The 17,119-nt window shown below is 41.3% G+C and carries 13 protein-coding genes; 10 read left to right on the top strand and 3 right to left on the bottom strand.

The features are described from left to right. From LV85_RS21290 to LV85_RS21250, 9 genes are all read left to right on the top strand, one after another. Positions 1–2,319: DUF7507 domain-containing protein (locus LV85_RS21290; protein WP_146260528.1), on the top strand; the 2,319-nt coding region annotated here is incomplete at its 5' end. Between the two features lie 108 nt (positions 2,320–2,427). Then, positions 2,428–3,690 carry a replication-associated recombination protein A gene (locus LV85_RS21285; RefSeq protein WP_111323255.1) on the top strand — a complete coding sequence of 421 codons (1,263 nt, stop codon included), beginning with the start codon at positions 2,428–2,430 and terminating at the stop codon, positions 3,688–3,690. Between the two features lie 127 nt (positions 3,691–3,817). Continuing rightward, positions 3,818–4,267, top strand: coding sequence for a MarR family winged helix-turn-helix transcriptional regulator (locus LV85_RS21280; RefSeq protein WP_111323253.1), 450 nt, complete (start codon positions 3,818–3,820; stop codon positions 4,265–4,267). A 59-nt stretch (positions 4,268–4,326) separates the two neighbouring features. Beyond that, positions 4,327–5,331: an NAD(P)/FAD-dependent oxidoreductase gene (locus LV85_RS21275; protein ID WP_111323251.1), complete on the top strand. Its 1,005-nt coding sequence runs from the start codon at positions 4,327–4,329 to the stop codon at positions 5,329–5,331. Positions 5,332–5,346: 15 nt separating this feature from the next. Continuing rightward, complete coding sequence (locus LV85_RS21270) at positions 5,347–5,667, top strand: 2Fe-2S iron-sulfur cluster-binding protein (protein WP_111323249.1); 321 nt, start codon at positions 5,347–5,349, stop codon at positions 5,665–5,667. 252 nt (positions 5,668–5,919) lie between these two features. Next, positions 5,920–6,366, top strand: a complete 447-nt coding sequence (locus LV85_RS21265; protein WP_111323247.1) for a DUF4440 domain-containing protein — start codon at positions 5,920–5,922, stop codon at positions 6,364–6,366. Between the two features lie 306 nt (positions 6,367–6,672). Then, positions 6,673–8,208 carry a M20/M25/M40 family metallo-hydrolase gene (locus LV85_RS21260; RefSeq protein WP_111323245.1) on the top strand — a complete coding sequence of 512 codons (1,536 nt, stop codon included), beginning with the start codon at positions 6,673–6,675 and terminating at the stop codon, positions 8,206–8,208. A gap of 165 nt (positions 8,209–8,373) precedes the next feature. After that, positions 8,374–8,724, top strand: a complete 351-nt coding sequence (locus LV85_RS21255) for a hypothetical protein (protein WP_111323243.1) — start codon at positions 8,374–8,376, stop codon at positions 8,722–8,724. Between the two features lie 85 nt (positions 8,725–8,809). Next, positions 8,810–9,553, top strand: a complete 744-nt coding sequence (locus tag LV85_RS21250) for a Dph6-related ATP pyrophosphatase (protein WP_111323241.1) — start codon at positions 8,810–8,812, stop codon at positions 9,551–9,553. 7 nt (positions 9,554–9,560) lie between these two features. Here LV85_RS21250 and LV85_RS21245 read toward each other — a convergent pair whose 3' ends face one another. The 3 genes from LV85_RS21245 to LV85_RS21235 all read right to left on the bottom strand — a co-directional run bounded on the left by LV85_RS21245 (position 9,561) and on the right by LV85_RS21235 (position 15,245). Continuing rightward, on the bottom strand, positions 9,561–11,456 hold the full coding sequence (locus LV85_RS21245; protein ID WP_111323239.1) for a DUF389 domain-containing protein: 1,896 nt from the start codon (positions 11,454–11,456) through the stop codon (positions 9,561–9,563). 265 nt (positions 11,457–11,721) lie between these two features. Next, the gene (gene scpA, locus LV85_RS21240) at positions 11,722–13,842 is read right to left on the bottom strand and encodes a methylmalonyl-CoA mutase (RefSeq protein WP_111323237.1); all 2,121 of its coding nucleotides are present in this window, start codon (positions 13,840–13,842) and stop codon (positions 11,722–11,724) included. Next, positions 13,839–15,245 (bottom strand): methylmalonyl-CoA mutase family protein, encoded by a 1,407-nt coding sequence (locus LV85_RS21235; RefSeq protein ID WP_111323235.1) that lies wholly within the window; start codon positions 15,243–15,245, stop codon positions 13,839–13,841. The genes scpA and LV85_RS21235 overlap by 4 nt, the downstream gene beginning before the upstream one ends. A 406-nt stretch (positions 15,246–15,651) precedes the next feature. Between LV85_RS21235 and dnaA the strand changes: the two genes are divergently transcribed. After that, a complete protein-coding gene (dnaA, locus tag LV85_RS21230; RefSeq protein ID WP_111323233.1) occupies positions 15,652–17,070 on the top strand; it encodes a chromosomal replication initiator protein DnaA in 1,419 nt (472 codons plus the stop codon). The last annotated feature ends 49 nt before the right edge of the window (positions 17,071–17,119 follow it).

Here is a 17,119-nt window from a genome sequence, read left to right as displayed (position 1 = left end):
ACTGATCCATTGACAGGCTTGAATATCGGAATCGGAACAATGACACCAGGTCAGGTAGTAGTAGAAACTGCTACTTACTCCGTACTTCAATCTGATGTGGATGCAGGTCAAATAGTAAACACTGCGAATGTGGTAGGTACCGATGCTACCAATGCTCAATTGATGGACACAGCAACTGTGACGGTTGTTGCAGCTAATCTTGCCTCCATAGAATTGACCAAAGTAGCAGATGTCAGCACGGTACAAAGTGCTGGTCAGGTGATCACTTATACACTTACTGTTACGAATACAGGTAATGTGACGCTTACGGATGTTGATCTCGTTGATCCTAAGACAGGATTGGATGTGAACATTGGTGATATGAGCCCAGGTGAGACAAGTATGTACACTACGACATATACGGTGACCTTCGATGATTACCTTGCTTTGGCACCAATAGAAAACACGGCAGATGTAACAGGCTTGGATCCTAATCAAATGGATGTGACAGATTCTGATACTGCAGTGGTAGATATCGTATGTACTAACACGACACTGATTACAGGTGTTGTATATGATGAATCTGACAATTCAGGATTAGCCGGGGTGCCAATACTGTTGACATCTGTTGATGGTCAGAACGCTGACAAAATAGGCGTTACCGATGCAAATGGTAGATATCTGTTCACAGATACAGGTGCTGGAGAATTCACAGTAGAAGTGATTGATAGAAACTTGAATTTGAACAATTCACTGTATTCCGATGGTCCAAGCAAAAAGACTGTTGTTGTAGAGCCTTGTCAATTCCAGACTGTTAATTTCGGATACAATGATAACGACAGCGCACCAGTAATTCATGGTCTTGTATGGTACGATATCAATGAAGATGGTCTGCAAAATGAGTGGTATGATGCCAACGACGATGGTCAAGTAACAGAGAATTTGATGACTGGCACTTCTATAGATCTTAAGGATTGGGAGTGGATAGATTTCAATGGAGATGGTAGTTATAACGGTCCTCAAAACTGGCTAGAACTAAATGCTGCTGGATTTGGAAATCCTGATGGTCAGAACCTAGAAATCACTGGTCCGAATGGATATGTTGCTACAGAGACTGTTAGTAAATATGGCTATTGGAAACATTCTCTTCCTCAAGGAGGTCAATTCGGAGAATTCACTATTTCGATTGATGATGATCCAGTGTTTACTGCAAACGCGGTGACTATTGGTAGTTCGGGATTGGTGAAAATACTGTCAAGTCCAATCAGTAGAATGGAGAATGTCCAAGATCTGACATGTGGATTTACTACTCCTACTACCCTTACGGGTACCATCCTTCAAAGCGGATTGATAGATATTGGATTTGGCTATGCATGTCATGATGCTACTCCAAGTGAGTTGATTGCTAATGATGATCCATTCGGGGAATTCCCAATCAGCTATGGTGGAGTCATAGGTAATATCCTTGACAATGATCTGTTGAATGGAAATAGGCCAGACCCAGCTGATGTGGATATCCAGTTTACTGACTTCGGAGGAATCCTTGGTCTGATGGTGGATGATAATGGTGAGATTTCCATCCTGCCAGGCATGAACCCAGCTGGGGAATACATCTTACATTATACCTTGACTGAAGTAGCTGATCCAGATAATATGGATGATGCCATCGTGACTATCACTCTTGTGAACGATGAGGTAGATCTTGCTATTTCCAAAACAAGTAATGAGGCTGAGATCTATGAAGGTGATGAATTTGAATATGTAGTAGTGGTGGTAAATAATGGTGATACGGATGCTAATCAGGTGGTAATCTCTGATGATCTTCCAAACAACGTGACTTACCTATCTTCTAGTGCAGAAACAAGTTCAGATCAAATAGTAGTAAGCACCTCAGTGACAGGTAGCAGAATAACATGGACAGTTCCTTACTTCCCTGTGGGCGGTAGCATTACGATCACGATTAAGGTGAAAGCTGGAGATTCTGGTAGCATTGTTAACTCTGTTGAAGTTGAATCTGATGGAGACGAAATCACTCCTTTGGATAATGTCGATACAGATGTGAATACAATCTTGCCATTCCATATTCCGAATGTGATCACACCAACTAATCAGGATGGAAACAATGATACATTTGAGATCAAAGGCTTAGGTAAGTTTGCAAATGCTGAGATCGTGATATTCAACAGATATGGCGACCATGTGTTCCAATCTGATGATTATAAGAATGATTGGAATGCTCCAGGTCAGGTAGCTGGCACCTATTTCTACGTACTGCAACTGACTGATCAAGCTGGAGAAGTTCATGAAATCAAAGGATGGATTCAGGTGATCAAAGATTAAGTTCTTTTCTGAAAATGTAGTAAGACAATCTTTGTCATAAATATGAAAGGCCCTCAGGGGCCTTTCTTTTTTGTCTAGTATCTTGCAAACCTTAAGCCTCCTTAGAATATGAATAATACTCCACTTGCAGAACGTATGCGCCCAACCCGATTGGAAGACCTAATCGGACAGGAGCATTTATCTTCACCCAAGTCATTTTTGTTTAAAGCCATCAAAACAGGCAATGTGCCTTCCTTGATTCTTTGGGGACCTCCAGGTGTGGGCAAAACGACCATTGCAAATATTATTGCCAACGCGATCAAAGCACCTTTTTATACGCTAAGTGCGATCAGTTCTGGAGTAAAGGATATTCGTGAGGTGATCGAAAAAGCAAAGTTTCAGCAAGGAGTGGTACTCTTCATCGATGAAATCCATCGCTTCAATAAGTCTCAACAGGACGCGCTTTTAGGAGCTGTGGAGAAAGGCGTAATCCGTTTGATAGGAGCGACTACTGAGAATCCATCCTTCGAAGTCAATGCCGCTTTGCTCTCAAGGTGTCAGGTTTTTACACTCAATTCGCTAGGGAAATCTGAACTCGAAGCCATGGTTCATCAGGCTTTGGAACAGGATATTGAATTGAAAAAAATCAAAGTGGAACTCGAGGAGACGGATGCGCTTTTACGGATATCAGGAGGAGATGGGCGAAAGTTGCTGAACCTATTGGAAATAGTAATCGATGGGATTAATGAAGATCCCTGTGTTATCACCGATGAAAAAGTGATGCAAATTGCACAGCAGAAAGTTGCGCTTTACGATAAATCCGGTGAGCAGCACTACGATATAATTTCAGCTTTTATCAAATCAATCCGCGGTTCTGATCCTAATGCAGCGGTGTACTGGCTAGCTAGGATGATCGAAGGGGGAGAGGATGTGAAGTTTATCGCCAGACGCTTGGTGATTTTGGCATCTGAGGATATAGGGAATGCAAATCCTAATGCCTTGCTTTTGGCCACCAATTGTTTTGACGCGGTAAAGATCATCGGATATCCAGAGTCGAGAATTATTCTTTCGCAATGCGTAACCTACCTAGCGAGTTCGCAGAAAAGCAACGCTGCTTATATGGCTATCAACCAAGCACAGGCTTTGGTGAGAGAGAAGGGAGATCTATCTGTTCCGCTTCATCTTCGCAATGCGCCTACCAAGTTGATGAAGGATTTGAACTATGGAAAAGCCTATAAGTATTCCCATGACTTTCCGGGGAATTTTGTAAATCAGGAATTTCTGCCCGATGAAATCAAAGGCTTGAAATTGTATGATCCTGGAGAAAATGCGAGAGAAAATGAATTGAGAAAATACCTTAGCTCGAAGTGGCAAGGGAAATATGGATATTGATATATTTCTCAATTTGAGATTTGAAATTTCAAATTTGAAATTCAATAACCTATAAACCCCATAAAAATACTAGAGAATTGCAATCACGATTCAGATTTTTTATATATTTGTCACACTAACTATTGGTATGACACAAGAGCAATATTCGAAGTATTCATTTTTATTGGACCGTACGGCCCGTAAAGTGAAGCAATATGCTCAGCAGCAGTTCAAATCGGGAGATTTTGATGTGACTGTAGATCAGTGGTTGGTGCTGAAAAATCTATCGGAAAATGATGCTTTGAGTCAGACGGAACTTGCGAATTTGGTATTTAAGGACCATCCTACGCTTACTCGCATCATCGATTTGCTTAGCAAAAAAGGCTATGTAGAGCGAGTGCCGCATCCTCAGGATAGACGTAGTTTTCAGTTGCATTTGACTGAGACAGGCGTATCCAAAGTCACTTCTTTGCGACCGGAGATTCATCAGATTAGGGAGAAAGCTTGGGAGAATTTAAGTCCTCATGATTTCGAAGAATTTAAGAGGATTCTCAATACGATTTATCAAAATCTCAATGGAGAATCATTAGGTCAATAGCTAGTTATCATAAACAAGAAAATTTTTAACCGGGGAAACACCCCAAATATGCATACATCATGATCCATACAGACCTTTGTATTATCGGAGCCGGCCCCGTAGGCCTTTTTGCAGTGTTCGAAGCTGGTTTGCTGAAAATGCGCTGTCACCTCATCGATGCCCTTCCACAAGTGGGGGGTCAGCTTTCGGAGATTTATCCCCAAAAGCCCATTTATGATATTCCGGGTTATCCGGAAGTAAATGCACAGGATTTGGTGGATAATTTGATGGAGCAGGCGAAACCATTTTCTCCGACCTTCACCTTGGGTGAGCGTGTAGATCATCTGGATAAGCAGGAGGATGGATCATTTATAGTATCCACAAGCGACAAGACCAAAGTTCATGCAAAGGTGATCATCATTGCTGGTGGTTTGGGTTGTTTTGAGCCTAGAAAACCAGTCGTAGAAAATTTGGGTCTGTTCGAAGGCAAAGGAATTACTTACATGGTAAAGAATCCAGAAACCTTCCGTGATAAGAAGGTGATTCTTGCAGGTGGTGGAGATTCTGCTTTGGATTGGACGATCTTCCTTTCGAAAGTTGCCAAAAGAGTAACCTTGGTTCATAGAAATGAGACCTTCCGTGGTGCTCCTGATTCTGCGGCAAAAGTTTTTGACTTGGCTAATCAAGGTAAAATTGATTTGATCCTTTCAGCTAACTTGAAGGAAGTTTCAGGAAATGGTGTGCTGGATACGGTTACCTTCCTGGATAAAAGTAAAGCAGAAATCAAGATAGAAACAGATTACTTGATTCCATTATTTGGGTTGAGTCCAAAGCTTGGGCCGATTGCTGACTGGGGATTGAGTATTGATAAAAATGCAATTGAAGTAGATACTCGAGACTATTCCACTGGAGTAGATAGAATCTATGCTATCGGTGATATCAATACCTATCCTGGTAAGTTGAAATTGATCCTTTGTGGATTCCACGAAGCGGCGATTATGATGCACTCTGCTTTCAAATATGTGTATCCAGATCAGAAATTGAGCTTCAAATACACGACCGTTAATGGTGTGAATTCATTTTAATACTATTTTTGCAGCATGGTTAATTTCACTGTAGAAGATCAAGAAGGAAATCGTCAAGATTGCGAAGCGCCAGATGATATGGGCTTCAACCTGATGGAAATCCTCAAAGCATACGAATATCCAATTTTGGCAACCTGCGGAGGCATGGCGCTATGTGGTACCTGCCACATCGAAATACTAGAAGGTAAGGATGAATTGGGCGAAGCCACAGATCCAGAATTGGATCAGTTGGAGAATCTGCCGGAGTACTTTCCTACTTCACGTTTGGCTTGCCAAATTCGAATTTCTGACCTGTTGGATGGTTCGGTCCTCAAACTCCGAGGAGAAGATCAGTAACTATACAACTTCACAGTTGTCCTACTTCTCAAGAAGCTGGATTTTCGAATCATCTTACTTACTGTAAATATTCTTAAAGCCACTCAGTAATGGGTGGCTTTTTTGTGATTTTATTGAACCGCAGAGTGCGCAAAGGTCGCGCAGAGGTCACAGAGGTACTGTTTCTCTTGGAGCTGGACTTATGTAGTTTTTTAGAAAAGGTGTAAATTACTTCAAATTGAAAAGCCTATACTGGCAAATCCCAACGAGTCCATGAAAATCTTTAGTATCCTTTTCTTCCTTTTACTGAGCTCAACGGCTTTCGCTCAAACTTCTGAGCTCACCAAGGAAGAAAGTCAAGAGATTATCAATTTGATAAATTCTTATTCAAAAGCACGGGAAACCAAGGATTCTACACTTTTGAGACAAATTCTGACCATAGATATCGATCAGCTAGTTTCCTCGGGTGTATGGAGAGACGGGATTGCAGTTGCAATAGAAGGTATGATGTCTAGCTCTGCTTCAAATCCTGGAGAGCGAACACTGAAAGTAGAATCTATTCGCTTTGTTAATCCAAAGGTGGCCATCGTTGATGCACGCTATGAAATTAAAAACTCCGATGGTACTACTCGCAAGATGTGGAGCACCTTTGTGGTGGTGATGGAGACAGAGCAATGGAAAATCTCTGCCATCCGAAATATGCTGCCTTCGGGTAATTAAGAATAGAATATTGAACTTCTTTTTTTGAAAATGTAAATTTGGCTGGTCAACCGTCGGTATTAATATAAATTAGGCGGTATTGATGGTTTGTCCAGCGTTTTATACAATTGTTAGTAGAAGCAATTCAATTTTGATTGTCTTCGAAACTTGCTCCCAACTCGGAAATAGCCGATGATATAATCCTCAGTGAGTACTGACTTTTACACGAGCAGCAGAAATGATCCTATTTATTGGTCTAAATTGAGCCTGAAATTTATGTTTCGACATAAATTCAAATAAAAACACCAATACTTAACCCTAATATTTATGAAGAGAAAATTATTATTCTTACCAGCCTTGTTGTTGGCTGGGATGACTTTTGCCCAAGATGTTGAACTTGAGGCAATTGAAAAAATCAAAAAAGAAGGCCTAGAAAATTCTAAGGTTGAAGAAATAGCTTTCAATCTTATCGATAAGTCTGGTGCGCGCTTGATGAACTCGGAGGGGTATGAGAGAGCCATGAATTATGCAGTGGAGCAACTTAGCGACTGGGGCTTGAAAAATGCCAATAAAGAAGCCTTCGGTGAATTCGGTCGTGGCTGGGAGATGGAAAAGACCTATGTGGCCATGACCAAACCTTACTACATGCCATTTATTGCTGTTCCAATGGCTTGGACGGAAAGTACTAAGGGCGAAGTTTCAGGTAAAGTAGTGTTTCTTGACATCAAAACTGAAGATGACTTTGCGAAGTATAGGGGCAAACTAAAAGGAGCAATCATTGCTATTAAGCCATCAGGGACTCAAGAGCCAACTTTTGAGCCAGATGCAGTTCGTTATACAGCGGAGCAATTGCATGGAATGGAGCATCCTGCTCCACGTGGGAATAATAGAAGTAGCTATACTCCAGAAATGTTAGCTCAGTTCAGAGCAGCAAGAGCTTTGGGACAGAAGATCAATGAATTCATCGCCGGAGAAGGTGCTCAGTTGATTATTAAAGGCGTAAATGGTCGTCATGGTACACTTTTCACTAGTAGCCCAAGAGGATTTATGAAGGATACTCCAGAAGGTATTCCTACGCTAGAAACAGCTCCTGAGTATGTAAATCTAATGGCTCGTCTTCTTGAAAATGGCGTCGAGGTAGAATTGGAAGCTGAAGTGACAACTCGTTACAGAACAGATGATCTTCAAGGTTACAATGTGATTGCTGAAATACCTGGCTCTGACCCTACCTTGAAATCTGAAGTTGTGATGCTTGGCGGACACTTAGATTCATGGCATGGTGCTACCGGTGCTACGGATAACGCATCTGGTTGTATCGTGATGATGGAGGCAGTTCGAATTTTGCAGACTACAGGTCTTCAGCCGAAGAGAACAGTTAGAATCGCACTTTGGGGCGGTGAGGAAGAAGGTTTATACGGATCTAGAGGATATGTAAAAAATCACTTTGGAGATCGTGAGACGATGGAGTTGAAGCCTGAGCATGAGAAAATTTCTGCTTATTACAATATTGATAATGGTACAGGAAAAGTTCGAGGAATCTACCTTCAGGGCAATGCGGCAGTAGCACCAATTTTCAATGACTGGTTTACTCCACTAGATGATATTGTAAATGATCGTACCATCACCATCAGCAACACGGGCGGAACAGACCATCAGAGTTTTGATGCCTTGAGCATCCCTGGTTTTCAGTTTATCCAAGATCCTATCGAATACCGTACACGTACGCACCATACTAATATGGATACATTCGAGCGTTTGGAGTTGGATGACTTGAGACAAATGGCAGTTGTTATCGCTTCTTTTGTGTACAATACGGCACAAAGAGACGAGATGCTTCCAAGAAAAGAGATGCCAAAAAATTAATTTAAAAAGAGCATATTATTCAAATAAAGCCGGATACGAGGAAATTTGTATCCGGTTTTTTATAGACAAAAATCCTGATTACCTGATGTTTTAATTCAGCTTTCGCATACTCATCTATTTCAGTTATATTCCAATTATTAATCAATAACCGCTAACCTAATACATATGAATTTCAAGAAAATTTCAATGCTTTTTGTCGTGTTGATATTGGCCGGAATGACGGCTTATGCACAAAGTGACATTTCCGGAAAATGGAACTCAACCTATTCAACTCCCAATGGCGATTTAGCCTTAGTATTTAATTTCAAAGTTGAGAAAGATGCCCTTACGGGGACAATTGGCAGTGAAATGGGCCAAATTGTTTTGGAAAATGGCAAGGCAGATGGTAAAACCTTCACCTATGACTTCTTTATTCAGGACAGGAATATTAAACACAAGGGAGAGCAAATCTCTGAAAATGAGATATTGATTAAGTCTGATACGGGCGAGCTGAAACTGACTCGAGCCAAGGAGTAACAAGTCCTAATTTTTGTTGCCCTATTTCAACAAATGAATTTGTTGAAATAGGGCATTATTATGATTATAAACCAATCTTGCTAAGATGAAACCTACAGAGAAAGCCTTGATGAATTGGAGTGGTGGCAAAGATTCCGCACTTACTTTATACAAACTGCAACAGTCTCAAGATTTTGAAATTGCTTGTTTGCTTACCAGTATTTCTCAGAAATATCAGCGTATATCGATGCACGGAGTTCGTGTAGATTTGCTGGAGGCTCAGGCTGAAAGTATTGGGATTCCTCTGGTGAAAATGGAAGTTCCAGACATGCCGTCGATGGCAGTATATGAAGAAACGATGCGGGAGACACTTTCCAAATTGAAGAAGGAGGGAGTTACAGCTTCGATTTTCGGTGATATTTTCTTGGAAGACCTAAGAACATATCGAGAAAGTAAATTGGCCGAATTGGATTTGAAAGGTGTTTTCCCACTTTGGAATCAGCCTACAGATACCTTGATTCATGAGTTTTTGGACTTAGGTTTCAAGACCATTACTACCTGTGTGAATGAGCAGTATTTGGACAAAAGCTTTGTGGGAAGAGTGATTGATGAAGACTTTTTGAAAGAGCTGCCAGCCAATGTTGATCCCTGTGGTGAAAATGGTGAATTCCACACTTTTGTATATGATGGGCCAATATTCAAGAAACCCATAGCATTTGAAAAAGGAGAAATTGTCCTTAGAAAGTATGAAGCACCGAAAACTGAGGATGAGTCTGATCAGTGTTTTTCTAAGGAAAAGCAAGATCCTGCTACCTACGGATTTTGGTATTGTGATTTAATTCCTGTCTAGAAACTTGTTACTCACTTTCACTCATTCTTACGCCTAAGGTTAATTCAAGAGCGATTTTTTGTCCAATTTCTTCTTCAATTTCCTCTTGAATTTCTTTGAAATCCTGTTCGTCTAGTGCCTTTTCTGAGAGGATAGTTACAGACAATTTCAAAGGTTGCATTTGAACCACCTTCACATTTCTAAGTAAGCCATGAGGGATTTCTTTACCACTGAGATTTTGAATGATAGAGTTTTCTTCAACCATCTTATTGAAACTCAGGCCTAATGGTAAGGCGATGGCGATTAGTATTCCTAGACTGATCAATAGGCCTCTTTTTGCCAAGCGAAAGGGAGAGAATCCAAGCATTAGAAATGTGAGTGAGGCCGACATTACTATCCCTGCGAGGTTGGTGCCGAGCAAAAGCATCGCTCCACCAAACACTCCCCAGTCCATCCAACCAATTCCTATTCCTGCGACAGCCAGAGGTGGGACCAAGGCTACGGAAATAGCGACACCTGCCAGTGTTTTGTTGATTTCCTCTTTAGAGTAAGCGTATGCTCCTGCGATTCCTGAGGCAATAGCAATACCCAAATCCAATAAATTAGGGCGTATTCTGGCTAAAATTTGATCGTTTAACACCTCTAAAGGCGTGATGAGTGAAATCAATATGGAAAAGAATAGCCCGATGATAACCCCCCAAAATATGGTAATGAAACTGTTTTTGATCAGTAAGCTATCCTGACGAAGTGCGCCCATCGCCAAAGAAATAATAGGCCCCATCAAAGGTGCTAAAATCATCGCACCAATTACCACTGGCGCTGAATCTCCAAAAAGACCAAATGTGGCAATCATGGTAGATAAAGCCATCAGCACCAAATAGGTGGAGCTGGTCATCGAGTTCTTTCTCAGAAGTGAAAACAAGTCCTTGAATTCCTCCGAAGTGGCGTGACGTACCCAAGGTAAATAGGAGTGAAGAAGTTCTTCTTTTAACCTTCCTGTAGGGAGGGCGTTTGCATTGATTTCTGCTGGACCATCTTTTTGTTCAGCTTCGATAATACTCAAGCCTGGAAGCAGTTTGAAGTTTTCCTCGACTAGAATAATTGTTAGCTCTTTTTCTTCACCCTCTTCTCCGTCTAGTGCAAATTGTATGTTTTCTGAGGATGAAATCACTGCTTCACTGGTGGAGATATAGCCTACAAAGCGGGGAAGGGTGTTGTCTTTTACGGGAAAAAATAAATTCTGTAGTCCAAACTGAATTAGAGAAACAAGGCTTTTGGGAGCCAAAATCAGGAGGTGAATTCTGCCATCATCCAATCCTGAATCTTGGATCACTCTTCGGAAAATTAAGTTGCTTTCACAGTGGGCAACAGCCAATATTCCCATTGCGGCAGTTTCGATAGTTTGTTCTTCGTCTTTACTATTCTTGTATTTGATAGTATATGACTTGAGTTTTACCCTTCGGAAAAGTTTCAGAAGTTGGGCAAATCTTATCTTAATTCCTTCAAAGAAATTACTTGCAGAATTAGAATATAAAATGCTTAGCGAAGTACCAATAACCAAGGAATTGAAGGTCATTTGCTCATTGACCTGCATCAGATCAATTTTCGGAATCTCCTCTGCTTGCTGGATTTCCTCCCAAGCTTTTTCAAATTTCGAGTTTATGCCAAAGCCTTTTTTTCCCTGTTCCATTTTAGGATGAGGAAGTAGCCCGATGTTGATTTCGCTGTCTTTTAATTGCTCAAGGAGTTCTTTTAGATGAACGTCTGAAAGGGAGCAAGCCAACCAGTCCTCCGAGGAATACTGGCTTAGGTTGAGCTCAGCATAAGAAATATGACGTTCAGGCTTGGGGTCAAGTCTACCCAAAAGCTCCTCAAGCTTTTCCTGCTCCGTTTCCGGATCATATACAAAAGTGATTTTTTTCATTTAGGGTTTTAATATAACTAAAGTTCGCTGGATACAAACCCTAAAAATTCAGTGCCTTTCCTTCGTTGGGGAGAATTACAGATTGAAAATATCTGAGTAACTCCGATAACGAATTCTTAATTTTCAAAGTCCCATCTGTGGTGGTTTCTGGAGACTTTAATTTTTTGATTAATCCGTCTCATGGAAGATTTAGAGAAGTTGAAATTACTTCAATAAGTACCTTTGAGTTTGATCTCCGTTTGTTTTCAAAATAGAATTAAGGATATCATTCTTCAATCAATTTCTCCAGGATTTCAACTGCAGCTTCTGAGAGAACGGTGCCGGGACCAAAAATGGCAAATACGCCGGCATCTTTGAGGAATTGATAATCCTTGGAAGGAATCACTCCACCGGCTACCACCATAATGTCCGCTCTTCCCATTTTCTTCAGGGCATGGATCAATTGTGGGACCAAGGTCTTATGACCTGCCGCCAGAGAAGATGCTCCGACGATATGAACATCATTTTCTATTGCCTGCTGTGCGACTTCTTCCGGAGTTTGGAAAAGTGGTCCAATATCCACGTCAAAACCCATGTCTGCAAAACCGGTTGCTATGATTTTGGCACCGCGATCATGTCCGTCCTGACCCATTTTGGCCACCATGATTCTTGGACGACGGCCTTCCAGCGCTGCAAATTCGTCTGATAGTACAAGTGCTTTTTTAAAGGATTCCTGATTTTTCACTTCTGCTGCGTAAACTCCAGTGATAGATTTAGTTTGTGCTTGATGGCGACCAAAAGTCTCTTCCATGGCATCTGATATTTCTCCCAAAGTAGCTCTTTTTCTAGCTGCATCAATTGCCAACTCAAGTAGATTTTCCTTCCCAGATTTTGCAGCTTGCGTAAGGTTATGAAGACTTTTCTTGACTTCTTCCTGATTTCTGGATGATTTGACGGTTTTCAGTCTAGCTAGTTGAGATTCTCTGACGGCTTGATTGTCCACATCTCGAACTTCTATTTCAGATTCCTCTTCTACTCGGTATCGATTTACGCCAACGATAATATCTCTTCCGCTGTCGATCCTCGCTTGCTTTTTGGCCGCAGCCTCTTCAATCCTAAGTTTGGGCAATCCAGCTTCTATGGCTTTTGCCATTCCTCCTAATTCTTCTACTTCTTCGATCAAAGTCCAGGCGCGCTGTACCAACTGGTCAGTCAGGAATTCCACATAATGTGAACCGCCCCAAGGGTCAACTACTTTAGTGACGCCTGTTTCCTCCTGAAGCACCAGTTGCGTGTTTCTGGCAATTCTAGCTGAAAAATCTGTAGGCAAAGCGATCGCCTCATCCAGAGAATTCGTGTGTAAAGATTGTGTGTGGCCCATCACCGCAGCAAGCGCTTCGACGGCCGTTCGAGTTACATTATTATAAGGATCTTGTTCGGTCAGGGACCAGCCTGAAGTTTGGCAATGCGTTCTTAGAGCAAGGGATTTGTCAGATTTAGGATTGAATTCTTTGACGATTTTTGCCCAAAGTAATCTTCCAGCACGCATCTTGGCGATTTCCATAAAGTAGTTCATCCCGATCGCCCAGAAGAATGAAAGCCTAGGAGCAAAATTATCAATGTCCAAACCAGCCTTCACGCCTGTTCTCAAATACTCCAATCCATCAGCTAGCGTGTATGCCAATTCAATATCCGCCGTCGCACCTGCTTCTTGCATGTGATAGCCGGAAATTGAGATAGAATTGAATCGGGGCATGCGCTCCGAAGTGAATTTGAATATATCTGCAATGATCCGCATGGAAGCCTGTGGGGGGTATATATAGGTGTTGCGGACCATGAATTCCTTCAAAATATCATTTTGAATCGTGCCATTGAGTTGCTCTGGTTTTACTCCTTGCTCCTCAGCAGCAACGATATAAAAAGCTAAAATTGGAATCACGGCTCCATTCATCGTCATAGAAACTGACATCTGATCCAGCGGAATCTGATCAAAAAGGATCTTCATATCTTCTACCGAGTCGATAGCTACACCTGCCTTCCCTACATCGCCCACTACCCGTGGATGATCCGAATCATATCCTCGGTGAGTAGCCAGATCAAATGCTACTGAAAGTCCCTTCTGACCTCCAGCTAAGTTTTTTCTATAGAAAGAATTCGACTCTTCTGCGGTAGAAAAACCTGCGTATTGACGAATTGTCCAAGCTCGCATGCGGTACATGGTACTGTAGGGACCTCGTAAATAGGGCGGAATTCCTGCAGCAAAATTCACATGCGAAAGTTTTGCTACATGCTCAGCTTCGAAGACTGGCGGAATAGAAATTTGCTCTGGTGCCTCCCAATTAGCTACATCTTCTTTTGCAGGATTCTGAATTTCTGCAGATTTCCAATTTTTTATATCTGGTCTCATGCCTTGTTCAGGGTGTTTTGTTCTACAAAGTATGTCGCTCGGCTGGGGAGCAGCTCAAAGTCTTTCTCGATAATGTTCTCAAAAGGAAGATGCTTTTCCAACTTGCCTTTGGCGAGGTATTTATTTGCTCCAACTTTTATCTGCGAATCTGCCAATACTTTCTTTTGGGCGGATACGCGTGAAGCTCGGATTTCTTTATGAAGACTTCGTTCTTCAAAGCTTTTGAGCCAGCCTCCTTTATCTTCCAATTCTTGTAGTGCAGTGATTACGGATTTTTCTATTTCTCCTTGTAGAGTTTCTAGGTAGTAGGACCCAGCTGCTGGGTCCATGACTTTGTCCAAGTAACTTTCTTCTTTGAGGATGGTAGAAACATTTCTTGCGATCCTTTTTTCTAGGATAGATGCATTTTTGCCCTCAGCAGGTTTTACCCAAAGAGAATTACTTCCGCCCAGAATCCCTGCCATGGCTTCGTAGGTCTGCCGGATGAGATTAGTGTTTTTATCTAAAACTGATTTGCTCCATTCGCTGGTGGAAGTGATAATGTGGATGCTCTCCATTTCGATCTGCACTCCGTAGTTGGAAGCTAGTTCTAGGACCAACTTCCGTAATGCTTTTACCTTAGCGATTTCGGCGAAGTGCGAATCTCCTACGGCAGTATGAAAGGCCAAGTTTTCAAATACCTGTGTTGGTGAAATAGCTTTTTTGGATAAATGATCTATCAACTCGATGACTTCTCCCAAGCCGAAAGTCAGCTCCTGTATTCCCGTTCCTCCTGCATTTGCATAGCGAGACAGATCTATGGTCATCGGGTAAAACTCTCTGAATTCCTTGAAATCATGTATAGCTTGTGCCGCTTGGCTAATCCCTGAGTTGAAATTTTCCCCAGATCGAAACAATTCATCGCAAGGGGACCAGAGTACAGCTCCATTCAGCATGCTAGGTTTGAGATGAACTGATTCTATCCAGTCTTGGATCATATGAAAAGATAATGCGGTTTCTCCTGTAGGAAGGAAATTGGTAGATATGAATTCTGTATGAACTGCTTTTAAAATTTGATTTAGGTTTTCTGTCCCATCTAAATGCAGTGCAAGTCCATCTGCTCCGTTTTGGAGGGATTGAAGGATTTCTTGGTTAGCATCTTTTTCGTTATCAGGGAAAATAGAAACGAGATTGGACCAGATTCGAGGAGATACCCCCGGGATAGGGGATACTGGGTGAAATTTAAATTGAGCTCTTGGAGCCTCTAAATCTTCTGATGTGTAGAAAGGCTGAATTTTAATTTCATTCCAAAGTCTGGAAGATAGTGCTTCATCAAAATCTTTCCCTTTTAGGTCCTTTTTTACCTGATCAATCCAAGCCTTTTTGCTGGAAGGTGGAAATGAATAAAAGTCCTGATTTGTCATAGTTGGGTTTAGTATTTTACTGAATCCGAATTTCTTCGATTAAAAACCATTTTTTTATTCCTAAGACTAAAACGAAATGGTCTTTATCAAAAATAGGAAAATGCAGGGGAAATCAAGAGCCAAAATGAATAGCATAAATTTTTTGATTTATTTTTCCTCAGTTTCTAATAAGCTGAAACCTAAGATAGTTGCTGTTTAGGAGCGAAATTGTGGGTTAAATAGTCTTAATGTCAATCCGCCAATCCTAAAAGGTTTTTATGACCAAATTTCCTTTGGTGGGAAAACATAGGCTGTTCAAAAAATCATATTTTCAAGCTTAAATCAATTTTTTATTTAAGTTAATTTTCATCAAATTTGACACCCTTGCACCTACCGCGAGGACTTTGTTTTTCAGAAATTTTCTCTAATGAGTTCAGAAGCTAGCGCCGTTTGGAATGAATGTTTACGTGTTATCGAACAACACGTCAATGAGCAGAGCTTTTCAACTTGGTTTAAGCCCATAAATCCTGTCAAACTTGAAGGCACGTCGTTGACGATTCAGGTTCCTAGCCAATTCTTCTACGAATGGCTGGAGGATAATTATGTGCAGGAATTGAAAATTGCTATCAAGACTACTTTGGGTCAAAGTGGCAGGTTGGAATATGCTGTGGTAGTTGATAGAGGAAACTCTTCAAATCAGCCCTATGTAGTTTCATTTCCTCAGGGGAATTCCGGAAATAAGAAACCTCAAGCGCCGGTAGAGCCAGACAAAACTCCATTTGAGATGAAGTCGCTCAACGCCGAGGCTTTGACAAACAGTAATCTAAATCCGACTTATACTTTTACTACTTATATAGAAGGAGACTGTAATCGTCTTGCTCGTTCGGCAGGTTTTGCTGTAGCGACTAAGCCAGGGATCACGTCCTTCAATCCTTTGATGGTATATGGTGGAGTAGGTCTGGGTAAAACTCACTTGGTGCAGGCCATTGGTAATGAGATCAAAAATGGTCCCGACAATAAGTTTGTGCTCTACGTTTCTTCAGAGAAATTTGTCAATCAATTCATGGATTCCATCAAGGATGGGAATGTGAAAAGCTTCACCAATTTCTACATGCAAGTAGATGTATTGATTATTGATGATATTCAGTTTTTGGCTGGAAAGGATAGGACTCAAGAGATGTTCTTCCATATTTTCAATCATCTTCATCAAAGCAAAAAGCAAATTATCATGACCTCAGATTGCCCTCCTAGGGATCTGAATGGCTTGGAAGAGCGTTTGCTTTCCCGTTTCAAATGGGGACTGACAGCAGATTTGCAGATGCCTGATTTTGAGACAAGGGTAGCAATCATCCGTCGTAAAATGCAGTCTGAAGGGATTATTATTCCTGACGATGTGGTAGAATACCTTGCCTATACGGTGGATACTAACGTCCGTGAGTTGGAAGGTATCCTGATTTCGCTTATTGCACATGCTTCCCTGAACCGTGTGGAAATCAGTCTAGAGCTTGCCAAAACGGTGATGAAAAACATCATCAAGGATATTGAGACTGAAGTTGGAGTTGATTTTATCCAAAAGACTGTTTCGGAATATTATGGAATCGCATTGGATGATTTGAAGGCAAAAACCCGTAAAAAGGAGATTGTTACTGCTCGTCAGGTAGCGATGTATTTCTGTAAGGAATTCACAAATCACTCCTTGAAGTCCATAGGTTATCACTTCGGAGGTAGAGATCACTCTACAGTAATTCACGCAGTGCAGAATGTGAATAACTTCATGGATGCTGATAGCTCTTTCCGAAATGCCGTGCTGGAGCTCGAGAAAAAATTCAAGATGAGGTCTTATTAATAGGGACTCTTAATTCTTTTACTTTTCACCACTTACTTCACACAAAAGT

The sequence above is a fragment of the Algoriphagus chordae genome (genome assembly GCF_003254055.1).
In the GTDB taxonomy this organism is placed as follows: domain Bacteria; phylum Bacteroidota; class Bacteroidia; order Cytophagales; family Cyclobacteriaceae; genus Algoriphagus; species Algoriphagus chordae.
This window is presented reverse-complemented; position numbering and strand designations above follow the sequence as displayed.